Raw genomic sequence first — 18,024 nt, 5'->3', positions numbered from 1 at the left:
AGTGATCGTGACGATAGCTATCCTATTTGAGCTGTGAGAATTCGGTGATTGGTAGTTAGTAATCAGTCGTAACGCTAAGAACAAATGACTAAGAACCCGTTCTTTAACGTTTCTCACAAATGATCCAAGGCGGTTAGGGAGGCTGATCTTTCTAATAGTCCCCAGTTAAGCAGAGCAATCCAGCTTTTTCATCCCTCCTCCCTCCTCGGTCGATATCGACTATAAACAGCCGGAAAATGTAGTCCCTGAACCTTTAGACCTTGTAGACGATGTAAGAAAGCGGCTCCAGTCATGATTTGAAAGGCAACATCGACGACTCGGCGATCGCCCGGATTTTCCAGATACGATCCTTTTACCCAGTCATTGAAGGCTCCCATTGCAGGCCCGCACCAGATTTGATAGTCGAGTTCTCTTCCTTTTTCACCAGAGTTTGACCAGCGAGACGATAAGCCTAGATACCAGCGAAAAATTAGTGCCATCTTACGTTTTGGGTTGTCCTCGGCGCGCGTGATCTGGTCGGGATCTCGTTGGCTAAAAAACTCCACAGTACCTGTCCAGACTTCATCCAAACTACGGCGAAAGATTTGCTTTTCTAGTTGTTGTTGATCGGCGATCGGAATCTCGTCAATGCTCTGATAGCGGTTGTAAATCTCGTAGAGCTTTTGTGCTCGGACTGGAAACAGGGTGCCTTTTTTTAATACTTGTAGTTTGACACCCATCTCAAACATATCGGCTGCGGGAGCCATCATCACATCCGGCATTTCAGCCTGAGCTAACAGTTGTTTGGTGTGGGGAGAAGCCGCCGCTTCAATGCAAGACTGATTCACTGATCCAGTTACGACGTAAGCAGCCCCCATCGTAAAAGCCGCGAGTGCTGATTCTGGAGTGCCAATTCCGCCCGCCGCGCCGATTCTGACGACTTGTTCGTAGCCACACTGTGCTTGAATTTCGTCTCTTAGATTAAGAATGGCGGGGAGTAGGCAAACCAGCGATCGATTGTCAGTGTGTCCACCTGAATCGGCTTCTACAGTGATGTCGTCTGCCATTGGTACTTGTTCGGCTAGCGTTGCTTGTAGTTCAGTAATTAAGCCTTGTTCGACCAGTGGCTTTAGTAGGTGAGGAGGAGCAGGTTGTAGAAATTTGGCGGCGACTTCTCGACGAGACACTTTGGCAATTACTTTGTTTTTGATCTGAATCTGATTGGCAGAATTTAGGGTCAGTCCAGCAGCCCGGTAGTAGACAATATTGGGAGTCAAATCGAGAAAGGCAGAGGCTTCTATTGTTCTGACTCGATACTTGAGAAACAGATCAACGGCTCCGCGTTCTAAGGCTGGCTCACTGGGACTGTGGATGAGATTGAAGGCATAGGGCCCGATCGGTAGCGCAAGTTGAATTCGATTAATCGCGGCCTCAATTCGAGACCGAGGAACACCACCTGCGCCAAAAGATGCCAAAATTCGCTGTCTGCCTAAAGCAATCACTAATTCTTCAGAAGCAATCCCTCCCGCCATTGCGCCTGTTGTGTAGGCAAACCGAACCCCATGAAAGCTGAGAAAGCTCGGATCGCCTAACTGTTGAAGGGTCATAGCGGGGGAAGTGAGGAGGCGATCGACCTGTGCTGTGTTGCCGTTGCCGTAGGCAAGATGTCCAGTTTGGGTAACGCCGATTTGCCCATTGATGCAGACGATGTGAGAGGGGTGTTCGAGGTCTAGTAGTTTTGATTGAATGTCGATCGGGTCGAAGGTAATGTCATCAAACGCTACTTGCCAGGGTTGTGCCTGTTGGGTGAGCGCTTTGGAACTGTGGATACCGTTGGGGGTGAGGGTGAGCATGGGGGAGGGGTGTGAGGGATGAGGGATGAAGTCTAGTAGGATGGCACCGCTCACAAAACTTGTGGTTCAAAGCATGTGCTGGGTGGTGAACTACAATTGTGTGTTTTCAGGCGTTGCCAGGTGAATCGCTCTAATACTTAATCGCTAATGGTTTGCTCGACTAGGCGAGTTCCTAGGTTTTTGATGAATGAGATGGTTTTACCCTCGAAGATGACGGAAGCATCGGCTTTCAGGTAAGGGGTGGGTTCTAGACCAATTTCGGTGATTTCTAGCTGATAGGTGAGGGTGCCAGAGGTGGGGGTGACTTGGCCACGGCTGCGACCAGATTGGGTGAGGTGCATGATGGGGTCAAATTTGGCGTTTTGGGTGCGAGTTTGTAGTCCCAGGTAGAGAGCATAGAAGACAGAAACTTGAGAGCAGCCTTCTCCAATCAGCGTACCAGGTAGACAGTAGTCGTCTTTAAAGTGACAGTTGAAGTACCAGTGTTCTGGATTCAGGTCTTTTTCGGCAACAATGAGTCCTAGTCCCCAGGCTCCACCCGTGGGATCGATCGCTACAATCCGATCGACCATTTGCGTCAAAGGTAATGGAAATCTCAGGGCAGGATTGCGACCGCGAGGATGGTAGTCGGCTCCAAAACAAGAGAAATCGCCTTCACTGAGTCCAATCAGATCAGCCTTGTCGAAGTAGGTTTTTGAACAAGGCAACAGTGGCTTGAAGGACTGTTTTTGAATTTGGTTACGGGCGGCTTTTTCTCGATCGCTCAAGGTTACCCCTTGCCCTTTTTTCAGTTCGTCGTCAGTAAAGAATCCTGCGCCTCCACGGGCTTCGAGAAACTTGCGATCACCCACAAAGATTTCAAACTCAAAGAAGTACAGCAGCGTATCGCCACTTCTCACAAACGACGTAATCTGTACACAGCAGCGAATAGTTTCACCCGGTTGGGGCAAGTCTCCAACAAAGCTAGCAATGCCGTCCAGGGCGCGATAAACCCGTTCTCCTTTAATCTCAAAATCGATGCCCAAGTAGCTGATCAAAATCATGTTGCCCTGGCAGGCCTCGATAAACATTGCACAGGGAACGGGATAGCCTGCTGTATCAGGAAGGTCAAACTCAGTTTCGATAAAGCAGGGTTCAAAACAGCCTCGCTTTGCCTGCATTTTGGTAACGCGACTAATAAACAAGTAGGGCGGCATGGGGAGGCGCACCCGTCGAGGATAAGTATCTACGATCGCATACTCTGACCCAAACACTTTAGACAGCTTACCTTCTGCAAATTCTAATACCTGGGCTTCGTCAAAAATTAGGGGGCGATCGAAGGAAGTTGCAGGCTGAGCAGGGGGAGGCGTAAGTTTAGTAGGTTCTTTAGGGGTATGGCGAGGCGGGGAAGCTTGTCTTCTGTCTATTGTCTGTTGTCCTTTGTCTCCCGTCTCCTGTCCACTGTCTCCTGTCCTATATCCTGTGTCGTTTGGACTGCCTATCATCTGTTGCAAAGCACTGACTTGAAGTTGGATCAGGCTACTCAATTGCTGTAGTGATTCCTGGCGAGTTTGTAGGAAGGTACGCTGAGTTTGAGTTGTGAGTGTGAGGTTTTCTCTAAGCGTTTGGTAGAGCTTGGACATAGGGCGGAGAGAGGTTGAAGACAAAGAATAAAGCCGTTCTAGAGCGGGAATCGTCTGGGGTAGCGGGTCGCTGGGCTTGCGATAAGGAAAGAGTGGACTCTTAGCGGGGCTGCTCTGAGTAGAATCAGGCGACCTGTACTCCGCAAAGATTTTCCGATTTTCCTCAGTGAGAATAGCGGCTCGAATGTCCTGACCTCCCAAGGTCACAGTTTTGATCAGCGATCGAGCCTTACGATCGACGATGGGAGGATACAGAGAAGACAAATCAACGGGAACTTGATGGCTCACCAACTTGGCTAGTAGTCGCACGATCGACACCGCATCTTCAACCCCTCTCGTCACAATGGGGATCGTAGTATGAGGCTTGTGCTTCAGGGTTTCTCGAATCCAACGAGAGCAGGTGCCCCCTGGGCCGACTTCTATAAAAATTCTGGCTCCGTCAGCATAGACGCGATCAACTAGACGCGGAAAGTTCAAAGGTCGAGTTAGCGCTTCAGCAACATTGTGGGCAATCTTCTGACTGTCTAAGATCGACTTGTTGTAAGTAGCAGCCGTGTAGAGATTTACGTCTTCAATCTTCTGCGTAGGCAACACCATCCACCTGGCAAACTCATTGTATTCAGACCGCATGGGTTCACAGTGCAGCACATAGTTAGCAGGTGCCCGAAAAGATTCACACTCCAGGCGATCGATCATCTGCTGACAGCTTTTAGCATCTCCAGCAACAACGACTTCATTGGGAGTATTGATGTGGGTTAGATACACGCGATCGGTTTGCTTCAAGGCTTCCAGAACACGATCAGCCTTCGTCATCACAACGTAGGTACTCCAAAAATCGTCGCTGGCGGCCTCCTGACTGGGGGGCAATCCCCAATAGTCGCGCACAGCATTTTTAGGGCCAGAAAGCCTTGTCTGAAACAATGGAGAATCATCTGCACCGTGGGCAATAGATTCTGAACTTGTCCAAACATTGAGCGAAAACATCATGCTCACTTCGCCCAGACTGTAACCAAAAGCAATTTTGGGCTGCACCTGAAAATGATCTTTGAGCATCGCCGTCGCCGCCATCGTCGAGAGCGTACCAGCCATCAGCATATTGTTAGCGTCTCCGATCATTTGGAGTTCTAACGCTTCTAGTTGCCGCACTGACAAAGCTTCTAAACTGCGGGGATACAAGGCTTGATTAGATTGGTGAGATTGCTGTTGCTGAAGGTTGGTTTCCCCAAATAAAGTCAGCTTGTCGAATAAGTTGGGAAATAATCGGTAGGATTCTCGCCCCATACCGATGTAAGACGTAAATGCACCCGGATACACAAAGGCAACATGCCCCCCTTTACCCAGGGGATTCGCGGTGAAGTAGCTGCCTAGCGGTGTTTTCCACTCTCCATTCTGCTCAAAGGCTTTGGCAATTCCACTTCGGGCCCGATCGACCTCACGCCGAATGTCCTCTTTGCTATGCCCCACGATCGCTGCCGTGTAAGTAGGACTAGACTGAGCGCGAAATGTCTCGAATGCTCTTCCAGAAGCAATGACGAGGGAGGAAGACTGATCCAAAATCTGCTCAAGACCCGCTAGCTGATTCAGAATGCTGGCGTGATCGTCACCTGCGATCGGAAATAGCCGAAACGGAAGCTGTTCTAGCACCCGATTACTTCGGCTGGACTGGTTGGGATCTTCTGACAAAATTACGTGGGCATAGGTGCGATCAAGTCCCAATCCGTTAATTGCGGCAGTGCGTTTGAGGGCGCGATCGGGCACTGACCAGGGCCGAGAATCTGTAGCAACATAGAAAGGACTGCCCTGCCATAGTTCTGGCTGTTTGGGACGTGACCAGCGAGGGGTTGCGGGAATGTAGCGGTGATAGAGACAGAGTGCTGTTTTGATCAGACTTGCCATCCCAGACGCTGAGAAGGTGTGTCCAATGTTGGCTTTGACGCTGCCGATCGCACAATTCAATTCAGCCGCCGATTGATAAGCACGAGTTAGTCCCGCAACTTCTGCTGCATCTTCTTCAGCAATCCCGCTGCCAAACATTTCTACATAGCCTACTTCATCGGGCGTAATGCCTGCTTGCTGAAATGCTTGCTGACAGGACTGATCAACAGCTTGGGGCTGAGGCGACAAAGGTAAGTTGTTAGAGCGAGTTGGCTCATCCTGTACTAGACTAATCGCATCAACTACCGCATAAACGCGATCGTCCTGAGCAGTGTCCAGACGCTTGACGACGACGGCTCCGGCTCCTTCTCCGACCATCCAACCATTGCTGGCGCGATCGCAGCCCAGGGTAGCTGTTCCCGTATTTAGGGGAGCAATCTGGCTTCTGAGTAAAACATTCTCAACCCCACCAGTCAGGTCAACTGCTCCTACTAGAACAGCATCCACCGTATTATCAGACAGTAGCATTTGAGCAACCTCTAACGCTTTGAACACAGAATTCTCTTCAGCAGAGACCGTGAACGTCGGGCCTGTGAAATCCCAGACCGTAGAAATCCGGCTGGCCATAATGTTGCCAATAAAGCTAATGCACTGATTCACCTGCATCGGCCCCTTTTGAAAGCCTTCTTTGAGAATTTCTTCTAGCTCCTCTTTTTTCTCAGGAGGTAGAACAATGCCCACTTTAGCCAATGCTTCTTCTCCCTGCCAGAGCCAATCACAGCGGGCCCGATGTTGGTGAGACGCAAGCTCAGTAGACATCGCCACAATCACCGCCACATTAGCTCCTTCTTCTAGCCCAGCATCGCGAAGCGCATCGTCGGCTACTTTGAGAATCAACAACTGCTGAGGAATGGGTTGATCGTTTGCGTCGGGAGGAATGCGAAAATGCAGATAGTCAAGTTCAAATTCTTTGATATAGGCTCCCATCGGGGGTTCAGCATTGGGCAAGTCAGCATCCGTCATCAGCGATTGTAGTTTCTCAAACCCCCGCCAGCGATCGCTGGGTAGCGGAATAAACTGCTGAGATCCCTCATAGATACAGCGATCGAAGGCATCCAGACTATGACACTGACCAAAAAACGCATCCATGCCAACGATCGCGAGTTTGGGCAGTTCTACTGGATTAGTGGGAGGAAGAACTTTATTAGAAGTTCCGTGTTCTAGTACCAGGTGAGAATTGGTGCCCCCAAAGCCAAAAGCACTGACAGCAGCGCGTTTTATCGGAGTTTGGCTATTCCAGGGAGTGACGGATTTGACGATCTGTTCAGGTGCGATCACATTGTTAACAGAACTCAGTGGCTCCTGAAGATTGAGCGTCGGCGGAATTACTCCTTCATTCATACTCAAAATCACCTTGAGCATACTGGGCATTCCCGCAGCCGTAAGTAGGTGCCCAATGTTGGATTTGACGGAGCCGATTTTAGGCTTGCCGCCATATTGCCCAAAAAAGGTATCCATTGAGTTGAGTTCGGTACGATCGCCTAGGGGCGTACCTGTGCCATGACATTCGACATACTGAATCGACTGCGGATCAATGTCTGCCGCCGCGTAGGCCCGCTCAAAAGCTAGTACCTGACCTCTGGGATTTGGGCTAAGAAAGTGCTTGCCTCTGCCATCATTGGAGAGTCCCAGTCCGAGAATTGTGGCATAGATACGATCGCCATCTCTGACCGCATCACTATAGCGTTTGAGTGCCAGCATTCCCGCGCCTTCTCCCGTCATCAAACCACCAGAATCCTGATCTAGTGGGCGGCTGATGCCATCATCAGAGTAAGCCTGAAATAGCGAAAACGCCGTATGCGTCATGAAGGGATCAGTGCAGCTTACGGCTCCCGCTAACATCAAATCAGCTTTGCCAGAGGACAAGTAGTGACACGCCAACTTAACTGCATAGAGTGACGACGCACAGGCGGCATCCAGTGAAAAGTTAATGCCAGAAAGTCCTAATGCCTGGGCTACGATCGCCGACGGATACCCAGCCGTTAGCCCATTCAAAATCGACATCTGATCTGGACAAGGCAGATTGTTGAGCTTGAATTGAGGTTGATTAAAGAGTTCTTGAACGGCTGAAGCAATGATGCGTTGATAGATGGGGGCAATCAGTCGATAAGAAAATCGCGTCGGTGAAGAAAGGTTGCCTAAAATCACGCCACATTTAGCAAGAACAGAAGCATTTTCTAAGTAGCCGCTGTCTTGTAAAGCTTGTTTGGCAATGTAGAGCGACCATTGATAAATGCTGTCTAAGCTTTGAAGAATTTCGGGAGCAATGTGATAGCCTGCGGGGTCAAGCTCAAAATTCTTAATGTAGCCACCCTTCATGCAGTAGTACTTACCCGTTTTTCCCGTTTTTCCTTTGACTGGATCGTAAAAGATCGCAGGATCAACGCCCATTTGTTCTGCGGTGGAAAGCGAAATAGAATCGGTTTGATTGATTAAGTTTTGCCAGAACTCAGCAGGGCTTTTGGCATCGGGAAAAAGGCAAGATAGCCCAATAATCGCGATTTTCTCCATGATCAATCTCCTGATACGATTCCCTGCTTTCAGGGATGGGCAACTTGCGGCTAGACGGTTGTGGTCGAGGACGATCGCTCAAAAAGCTGGTTAAGGCGATCGCTGATAATCATTTTGACTCCAGACAGACGGGCGTAGACTTCATTCTCCTGGTCGTATGCGGTGATGTTGGCTACGATTTCGGTTTCGGTTTTGAGTTGCAGTTCCATCACGGCGTAAAAGCGCTGCTCAAAGGCGATCGGTTTGAATTGAGTAATCTGCTGAATTTCTAACGGCAACGCCCCGGTTTGATGGAAGTGTCTCAACCAAATCAAAATACTTTGAATGCCTACATCCTGAATGTAAGGATTGAACATTTCTGCTTGAAATTGTCCTTGATCTTTTGCCGCAATTCCAGGTAGAAAACACTGCATGATTAAGTGTTTTGAAGTGATATTCAATACCTGCTCAATTCCTTGAAAAGAGGCTCCATGAAACAGCGTTTTATCTTGATAATAAGACTGTCCAGAAATGACGCTGCCAGACTCATTGTTGAAAGCATTGTAGATGGGTGCGGGTAGGGCTTCCCGGCGCAGTGTCACCTGACCACTGTAGTGAAATCTCAGCTTTTTGAGTTCTGGCTCACTCCAGATTCTCACATCAAACTGAATCTCGTTATAGAGTTTGGCAACTTCTTGCACATCGACAATAAACTCTTCTGGCTGAGTCCGATCGAACACAATGCCTTTGAGAACTTTGAAGGTTTCCAGACCAAAAAAATGGTAGCCAGGATAAAGATGTTCACAGGTGCTAATCATCCAACCGGCCGCGCACATCGCAGGTAAAACGGGATGTCCCCCAATGACGTGATGCTGTAAAAAAGGATTGCGATCGCTCGTCAGGGTACGATGAATCCGATGTGTTTTGAGTTCTGTATCCAGAGGGTTAGCCTGTCGAGTCAGAGGACTCCCGATCACAACTTGAGCCGCTGTGTGAGCCGTTACCTCTTCCACAAACAGTTGTGCCCCGACCTCTAGCGGAATGACTTCTATTTGGCGTGCGGCAAAGGCTTGTTTGAGTTCGGGTGTGACCATGCCGCTATCCCACGGGCCCCAATTGATTGAGACAACGTGACATTGAGGATGGTGTTGTCGAATCAGATGAGCCGATTTGTTGAGAATTTCGTTGGCGATCGCATAGTCTGACTGTCCTGCGTTGCCGTAAAATCCAGCTACTGATGAGAACAATACGAGATGCTGAAGTTGGTTTGGAGAAACGCAGCTTAATAGATTTTCTAGTCCCTGAACTTTGGCAGCATAGACTAACTCAAAATCCTGTGCAGTTTTGTTCTCAATTAGCTTGTCGGCAAGGTTTCCAGCGCCGTGAACAATGCCTGTAATTCGTCCCAGTCGATTTACGACACCAGACAACTTTTCTTGCAGGGCGGGTCGATCGGTCACATCTACACTGAGATATTCTGCGGATCGATTTAACTGGGCTAGTTGTTGCAAGGTAGCCTCAATGTCGCGTCGGGCAGTCAGTGCCGTGAGTTGTTTCTGAACTTTGACGGGAGTTGGTTTCTCGCCACTTTCGAGCAGTGCGGTCATTGCCCGTTTTTTGAGTTCAGCTTCGTCAAAACAATTCTCTGCCCAGGTAGGCTCTGGTGTCGCGATCGACGATCGTCCCAATAAAATCCACTTACACGGATACTGTTGAGCGAGTCGGAGTACACATTGAGCCGTCACGCCCCTTGCTCCACCACTGACTAAAAACACGGATTCTGAATCGATTTGAGCAATCACATTAACCATAAGTGCCCCGACTCCAAGCTAGTTGTTAACTCATTGTGCTGACTTCTGCAATCAGCGTGGCTCTACCTTGCTCTCCGTAAGCGACTTCAGCAATCCCCCGATCGGGATCATGTAACTCAGCAAGAATACACTGGGCGGATTGACCAAAATCTAGACGGGGGCTAAGGTCGATCGCTCGACAAAACACCGATTCCCATTCAGCATTTAGCGTTTTGGTGAGTCCAAACAATCCCGCACTGATTGCACTAAACTTGAGCCGCTGACTTAGACCAAATGCGCCATCCAGTCGAGCCACTGTTAGAAAACAAGCGCGACCAACAGACCGTGGTTGAGTCAGCGATTTTTTGAGATGTTTGGCGATTAAAAAGACCTGCTGAACGATCGCTTTGTCAACTTCGGGAGCCTGGATTCCAGCATTCTGATAGTCCTCTAGACTGGGATTTAGGTGAATGAATGCACCGATCGGGCCGTAAGTATCTGCGATCGTGTTGAGTTGCCACTTTAACTGATCTTCGCTCCAGCCGTCCATTACGACTCGATTGATTCCCTCTGCAATGGTTGGTTTGGTCACCAAAGCGTGTGGAAAGCTCAAGACAACGACCTTCCAACCTTGCTGGATGAGAGACTTTGCGACTTTCACGGTCATCGGGGAACCCTCATCGGTCAGCAAACAAATCTGGTCTTTGGGCAAGGCAAAATCGAGGCGATCGGGATCGGGCAAAAATTGCAGTCTTACAGTCTGACGACGAATCGCATGGTTGGGCAACGGTGAACTCAGGCGGGACTGTTCGCTAAAATAGGTGCCTGAATGGTTTTTTTTTCCGTCCCAGTTTGTTTCATCTGCTCAACGATTTGTCTTAGCGTCCGCAACTCGCCCAAGTCTTCGGGGTTGGCCACCGGATAGTCAGGAAACTGCTGCTGCATCGTGCCCATGATTTCGACTCGCTTGATCGAGTCAATCCCCAAATCAGCCTCCATGTCCAGGTCTAACTCCAACATTTCTGCCGGATAGCCTGTCTTTTCGCTGACAATTTCTAGTAGCGCATCCACCAGAGCCGAGAGATCGTCTAAAGTCGGGTTATCGGGGTCAGAAACAGTAGGCTCGACCTCCTTGGTCACAACTACTTTGGCAGACTCTACTTCTAATACTCCAGTGTGATTGTTAATCGCTGGTAGGGAAGTGTCCTCTGATTTTGTATCTGATTTTGTAGTTGTCGGCACTGCAACCAAAGCAACCTGACGCATTTGTTCGATGATTTGTCCCAGCGTCCGCAACTCGCCCAAGTCTTCGGGGTTGGCCACCGGATAGTCAGGAAACTGCTGCTGCATCGTGCCCATGATTTCGACTCGCTTGATCGAGTCAATCCCCAAATCAGCCTCCATGTCCAGGTCTAACTCCAACATTTCTGCCGGATAGCCTGTCTTTTCGCTGACAATCTCTAGTAGCGCATCTACCAGAGCAGCCATTTCATCTGTTTTAGGCTCAGGCGCTACCTGCTGTAAAACTTCGACTTTGGGAACTTCTACTTTGGGAGCTTCAGCTTTGGGAACTTCGACTTTGGGAACTTCGACTTTGGGAACTTCTACTTTGGGAACTTCCGCTTTAGCGACTGTAGGCTGGACTACCTTTGGAATGTCTTGCTGAAGCGATTCAACAGTCGTCACAACCTTGAAAGACTCAGCCGCACTAACCTTGAGAGCACCATTTTTGGCAACAGGTTGAGCGATCGCTTCCGGCTGTCTCAGGGGAACTGCCTTTGGTGTAATGTTCGCAGGTGTCGCGATTTCTTGTGAGTAACTTGCAGAGATGGTATCTGACAACACCGCTACTTTTTCTTTTAGAACCTTTGCCCCATTGTGTCTGGAAGGCTGTTCTGATGCAACTTCCCCAGAAACCAGTCCAGAATACTGATAATGCAAAACCTCAAAGAAACTACGAGTGTGGTCTGCTTGATGTTGTAGCGTACGATCGTGAACCCGCAGCGTCTCGCCATGATGTTGATGAAACTGCGTCATACTGCGTTCCAGACTTTCGGCTACCGTCGTCTGAGCCTGGGGAGTCACAGTGTCTGAATTGCCAAACAAAGCATTCTGTTGCTGAGTCAAATCGAGAAAAGCTTGGGCATAGTCAATATGCTGCTGCAAATACTGTTCGTGTACTTGCAAAATGTCTTGTTGGCGGTGGCTAAATTCCGTCAGACTAGACTCCAAACTCTCTAAAATGCGTTGGTAGTGCAAAGGTAAGTTTGACATAGGGAGTCCCTTGGGTTCAGAAGGTGGCTGAATGGAAACAGGTTCAGGCTTGGAAGTCATCGTTTTGGGCTGAGAATGCTGGGGAGCAGAGTGATCGAGCGGTACAGAGTCAACCATTTTTTGAGTCACTTTTTGAGTTACCGCTTCTTGGGCTACTGCTTTTATCGTCTGGGCTGAATGTCCATTTTGCGACTGCTCTTTGAGCGGCTCATCTTTTGGCGGCTCATTGCGCGCATGTCCGTTCGTCGAATGTCCGTTTGTCGAATGTCCGTTTTGCGACTGCTCTTTGGGTGCGGGTTTGGTAGATTGCAAAACTTTTTTTAAGTTTAGATCAGCTTTGCGGCTGGAATCTGTGGTGGAGACAACTTCAAGGGATCGATCCATCACGATCGCCTCTGGAATCGCCAATGTCACCTTATGCCCATCTTGCAGCGCCATGTCAAACGCCATTCTCGTCTTTTCGCTGATGTAGTTGGTCGCTGTTAATCGCACATTCAGCGCTTTGGCTCTGGGACTGACTTCAGGCGTGATTCGCTCTAGCGGATAGGGGTCAAAATCTCCCAAGGGTAGCCCCACAACCCGCAACTGCACCGCCGCCTCACGTAATTGACGATCGCTATCTTTGCGCCAGTTTGCATTCAGAGCGATCGCTTCATGGGGTTGGTCTGCCAAAATCTCTTTCACCAGATTGGTCAGCACATTTTTGGGGCCAAATTCCACAAAGCAAAAACCGCCATCTGCATAGATTGCTTCGATCTCCTGCCTGAAGTAGACCTTATTGATCAGATGCTCCTTGAGAATTTTTTGAATCGTTGGCGCATCCGAGGGATACTGCTTACCCGTCACATTGGTGTAAACCGGAATTTTAGGATTTGCAAAGGTCACCGACTCAACCGCTTGAGCAAAAGGCTTTTGAGCATGGGCAACTAAGGGAGTATGAAACGCCGCCGCCACGGGAAGCGCGATCGCAGAGAGTCCCTGTTCTTGTAAAATCGACTGCACCTTAGCAATTTCTGCCCTGGCACCCGCCAAAACGACCTGCTGAGGAGAATTCAAGTTTGCGATCGTCACCTGGGGAAACGGTTGAATCAGCGCCTCAATGCGACTGACATCCCCCTTCACCGCCAGCATTCCTCCCGCATCGCTATTTCCCAAGGGAGTCGCCATCGCCTGCCCTCTTGCCTTGATTAGACGGTAGTAATCTCCATCGCCCAACACGCCTGCTGCCCACAGTGCCGTCAATTCTCCAAAGCTATGTCCTGCCACAAAACCAGGTTGGAACCCGGCTTGCTGCAATAGTTTGTAGAGTCCGCTGCTGAAGATACCGATCGCGGGTTGGGCGTAGTCCGTTCGCTGTAGGGCTGCCACTTGATCTTGCTGCGATTGGCTCTCAAAGGTGGGCGCAGGAAACACGACTTCTGACAACGGGGTTAGCCCATCTTGAATCATCAGCCGATCCATCTCGCCCAGTCCTTCTCGCAAGGTAGGAAAGTTGAGCGTGAGTTCTCGTCCCATTTCGAGATATTGCGATCCCTGCCCCGAAAACAGTGCCACTACTTTGCCTACCATGCCGCTTTTGCGGTAGTAGATACCTTGGGGATGGTTCCATCCATAAATCGTCAGGTTTTTCTGCAACTGCTCAATGCTGATTTGCAACAGATTACAGGCTTCGCTGCGTGACCCTGCCACAAATCCTAATCGAGCGGCATTTTGTTCAAGCGTCAGGTGTTTAGAAGCGTTTACGATCGCCAAATAGTCTCGATCGCCGCCCTCAGATTGCAGCGTCTGCAAAATCGTTTGACAGTGCTGCAACAATTTTTCGGGAGTCGCGGCCGTCAAGAGTAGCGTCTGAATCGTACTGTGCAATCGATAGGACTGTTGATGTTCGGCTTGGTATTCTTCCAGCACGATGTGAAAGTTAGTGCCGCCAAAGCCAAAAGAACTCACGCCTGCGCGTCTGGGAGGCTCTCCAGCAGGGCGAATCCACGGTCGAGTGCGTGTGTTGAGGTAAAAAGGAGACGTTTGAATGCTCAACTTGGGATTGGGAGATGTGATGTTGATCGTCGCAGGCAGGATTTTGTGATGGAGTGCCAGTACTGCTTTGATCAAACTGGCCGCACCCGCCGCAGCTTTGGTATGTCCGATCTGTGACTTGACACTTCCTAATGCGATCGATTGCTGCTCCGCATTGGCTTCTCGAAACACCTGATCTAGCGCCGAAAACTCCGCCGGATCGCCTGCTGCGGTGCCTGTTCCATGCGCTTCGATCAAGCCCACCGTGGCTGGAGAAAATCCCGCTTCTTCGTAGGCTCGTCGCAAGGCTCTGGCTTGCCCTTCTGGGCGAGGTGCATAAATGCTTTTGTAGCGTCCGTCACTAGAAGAACCAATGCCTCGAATCACGGCATAGATGCGATCGCCATCCCGTTCGGCATCCTCCAATCGCTTCAGCACCAGCATTCCCACGCCTTCGCCAACCAGCATTCCGTCAGACTCTGCATCAAAGGGTCGGCTTTCCTGACGTTTGGACAGCGCAGGCGTTTTACTAAAACAGAGATAAGTGACGATCGAGTTGTCAATATCAATGCCCCCGGTCAGCATCAAGTTGGCGCGGTGTTCGCTCAATTCACTGACTGCCATCTTGAAAGCGCTGAGAGAACTGGCACAGGCGGCATCGATCGCGCAGTTAGTGCCTCCAAAATCAAGCCGATTGGCAATCCGTCCCGCGATCACGTTGGTCAACATGCCCGGAAACGAATTTTCTTCCCAGTCGAGGTAGGCGAGTTTGATTTTTTGAACAATCCGCCGCGTGTCTTCATCCGATAAACCACTGTTTTTAAGAACTTTTTCCCAGACGGGGTATTGCATTCGGGCAGTTAACGGGCCGCTCAGCGGCCGTCCAACAGCAGCACCGAGAATCACACCAGCCTGATCGCGATCGAACTGCCGAGTCTCCCCATAGCCCGCATCTTCCATCGCTTTTTTGGCAATCACCAGCGACACCAACTGCGACACATCCGTAAATTCCAGAATGTTGGGAGGTAGCCCAAACTCCATCGGATTAAAGTCAATATCTGGGATAAATCCGCCCCGCTTACAGTAGGTTTTGTCTTGTGCCTTGGGGTCGGGATCATAGAACTCATCGACATCCCAGCGAGACGACGGAACTTCGGTAATACAGTCCACCTCGCGCATGATGTTGTCCCAATATTCCTGAAGGTTTTTAGCCTCCGGAAAGAGAGAAGCCATGCCAATAATGGCGATCGGGGTGCTTTTGAGCTGCCGATTGGTCTTGTTGATGTCCACCAATGTTTCAGACCTCGCTTTTTTTTTGTTTTTACTCTTTATTAGCTCTAATAGCGCCTTCTCAAAGTTGCCAACTTCGCTGTGTAGCTGTGCCAAGATCGGGTCAATCCTAGAAGTAGACATAGACAAACCCTTATTCGTGATGGATGAATGCTTGCGAAATAACCGTCGCGATCGAAGATCAATAGCTCACTAGCGTAAGCTTTGCCAAAATAGATAAACTCGCTCGATCGGTAGAGGTTATTCAATTCGCTTTACCAACTAACGTCGTGATTAACCTGACTGTTGAGAGTACACACAGTTAGCCCACCAACAGCAGGTGGGAAGTGCAGGGAGTGTGAGCCGCCCTACCAAAAATGCACGCTCTATAATGACTGGGTTAATCAGTGAAAGCTAGTGTTGCCCTAACTTTTAGTCGATCGAGAAACCTATGAGTTAACACACGCAACTGAATAATAAGAACTGGGCAGTAGATCAATGACATTGTTGAGACTACTAAAGTAGGTTCTCAAGGCCACCGCCTTTTTGCCAGTAAATTCAAGCCATTCGTAATGGTGAGGACTATGAGAAATATCTTCCTTCCGAGCCAACGGGAACTTGGGAGTCACCATCAAAATCGCTACACTGTCTTCTCCAGAGGAAGTATGGCTTTCAAGGTCAACGGCAGCAATGTAAGCAGTGTTGATGACAAGACTGTCAACTCTGATAAACGCCATAGTAATAGATCCCCCAAAATTAGAGCAAGACTTGATACGAGAAATCAAAGCCTCAAAACAATCAATCTTTCGGGCTTGTGTCTGCTTAAATCAAATCTAGAGTAGGAGCGGTAGTCACTTAGTAGTCAACCCTACATTATTGGTCAAGAAATTGAAAAGACTTACCTTCGGGAGCCAGATTTAAGCTTTGTGTCCAAGTTCTTTACGCGAATCACCCATCTGTTTTACCTTGCCAGTTGGGTCAGAAGTGGGCTGTACAGACCTTTGCCAGCCATACCGTTTACGTGACTTGAGGAACTGCCAACGGTGTGAGTCATACCATCCGGGACTTACTCTGCCACTTCATAAGAAGAATGACAGGATTCAGAAGCGTTCAAGACCAGCAATTCAGAGCGTAGAAATCTCAGGTCTCTTAACTTCGGTGGAAGGTCAGAGATGCGATTTCATTTGCAGAAAGGTTATCACAGGCGGTATGGAAACTTCCAGTAAATTAACGGAATCTTCATCAAAAAAACACAATACCCCGGAGTTAGAAAAAGAGGTCTGAGGTGCGTAGTTGTCGCGAGTCTTGAGGCTTTTTCCGTTTCAGTCTTCCACTTTTTCGCTCAGTGTGCCAAAAACCACCCCTCACCGCTCAGTCCCTCCTCCAAAGGTTGCCTGTTTTCCGGTGAAAGACTGCCAGTTCGCGATCGCCCGCTCGATACAGTCTGGCTCCTGATCCCCCACAAAACAAATGCGCCCCATCCGCTCACAGACCATCAACACTTCACCGTGACCCATAAATGGCGCAATCACAAAATTCCCAGGTTGGGCGTAAGCACTGATTAGATAAGCCACGATTCCTTCAACTCCGCGCACGGCGATCGCTGCCTGGGGTTTGGAGATCGTCTGACGAGAAAAGACCGCCGCATAAAGGTCGTCCAGCATCCACTCAAACTGAAAGGGCATCTGATGTTGATGACAAAAATCGTGAACGGTTCCCTCAGAGCGCAACACCACTACCACCCTGGCTTCATCGATCAGATAATCGTGGTTCCAATTCGCCGAAAGGGTCGCGATCGCAAGCGCTGCATTAGAGGGCAAGCACTCGACAAACTGAGAACTGGTCGTATCGCCGCAGTAGACAAAATGGCGATCCAGGTTCCATTCGTCCCCAGCCTGAACTTTGGGCGTGATTGTAGAGAAGTCTGAATTTGACAGTCGCTGACTTTGTTTGGCAATAGATTTGGCTTCTTTTTCGGCAGCGATCGCCTTCAGCGCTACAATTTGTAACTCTTTTTGTTTTGCCCTGGCCTCCGCAGCGAGTTTGGTCAGTTTCTCGCTCTCTGCGTGCTGCTTTTGGTCACGAGCGATCTGGGCGGCTTGTTCGGCTTGTTCTGCCTGCTGGCGCTCCTGGCTTCCGGCCCGGGCCACTTTGAGTAAGGCGGTTGGGCTACTAGCCAACTCAGTGGTTCGCAAGATTTCTTTGACTTCTGGAACAATGCTCCGAGCGATCTGTTTGCCGTGCTGAAAGGTACGATCGGTGTAGCCTGTTTCTTTCGCGAGTTCTAGAGTAGTTTTGAGCAAAGGTGAAACGGTTTCACCCCCTTTTGAGCGATATTGATTTTGTCCCGGTTTGGCTCTTAGCCCCATTTTGTCGAGGATGCGATCGCGCTCTAGCCAAAGCTCCGATCGCTCCAGGGCATTTAGCTCACTGCGGATCAGGTTTTCATCAATTTCTGCTAATCGACTATGGTTGGCATCTTCACAGGTAATGATGGTACACTCAATTTGAGTCAGCCCAATCAGCTTACAAGCGGTGAGTCGGTGAAGTCCGGCGACCAAGTTGAAATTTTGGTCTATAGTAATAGGATTTAGTAGTCCATTCGCCTTGATGGACTCCATCAGTTCAGCAACTTTCTCATCTTTGATAGGTCGGCGGTTAAGCCCAACGCTGACTTGATCAATTGCGATAGTGGGCATAAGTTTAGAATCTTGTGTTCAACTTTTAGATATTGGCTATTCCAACGCTCTTCTCGCTCACTGTTTGATGACTGTATCATATCTCACATTCCCCTATCCT

The 18,024-nt window shown here is 49.4% G+C and carries 7 protein-coding genes; all 7 read right to left on the bottom strand.

Features of this window, described 5'->3' with window-relative positions; all coding sequences use genetic code 11:
- Positions 1–188 precede the first annotated feature (188 nt).
- The 7 genes from ACJ2PR_RS16195 to ACJ2PR_RS16165 all read right to left on the bottom strand — a co-directional run bounded on the left by ACJ2PR_RS16195 (position 189) and on the right by ACJ2PR_RS16165 (position 17,924).
- Positions 189–1,832, bottom strand: coding sequence for a PfaD family polyunsaturated fatty acid/polyketide biosynthesis protein (locus ACJ2PR_RS16195; protein WP_446877759.1), 1,644 nt, complete (start codon positions 1,830–1,832; stop codon positions 189–191).
- A gap of 137 nt (positions 1,833–1,969) precedes the next feature.
- Positions 1,970–7,900: a PfaB family protein gene (locus ACJ2PR_RS16190; protein ID WP_446877758.1), complete on the bottom strand. Its 5,931-nt coding sequence runs from the start codon at positions 7,898–7,900 to the stop codon at positions 1,970–1,972.
- Between the two features lie 50 nt (positions 7,901–7,950).
- Entirely contained in the window at positions 7,951–9,690 is a 1,740-nt protein-coding gene (locus ACJ2PR_RS16185; protein ID WP_446877757.1) for an SDR family NAD(P)-dependent oxidoreductase, read from the bottom strand.
- 25 nt (positions 9,691–9,715) lie between these two features.
- Complete coding sequence (locus ACJ2PR_RS16180) at positions 9,716–10,456, bottom strand: hypothetical protein (protein ID WP_446877756.1); 741 nt, start codon at positions 10,454–10,456, stop codon at positions 9,716–9,718.
- A gap of 8 nt (positions 10,457–10,464) precedes the next feature.
- Entirely contained in the window at positions 10,465–15,369 is a 4,905-nt protein-coding gene (locus ACJ2PR_RS16175) for a beta-ketoacyl synthase N-terminal-like domain-containing protein (RefSeq protein WP_446877755.1), read from the bottom strand.
- Between the two features lie 305 nt (positions 15,370–15,674).
- On the bottom strand, positions 15,675–15,962 hold the full coding sequence (locus tag ACJ2PR_RS16170) for a hypothetical protein (protein ID WP_446858905.1): 288 nt from the start codon (positions 15,960–15,962) through the stop codon (positions 15,675–15,677).
- 627 nt (positions 15,963–16,589) lie between these two features.
- Entirely contained in the window at positions 16,590–17,924 is a 1,335-nt protein-coding gene (locus ACJ2PR_RS16165; RefSeq protein ID WP_446877754.1) for a ParB N-terminal domain-containing protein, read from the bottom strand.
- Positions 17,925–18,024: the final 100 nt, after the last annotated feature.

The sequence above is a fragment of the Phormidesmis sp. 146-33 genome (assembly GCF_052939515.1).
This window is presented reverse-complemented; position numbering and strand designations above follow the sequence as displayed.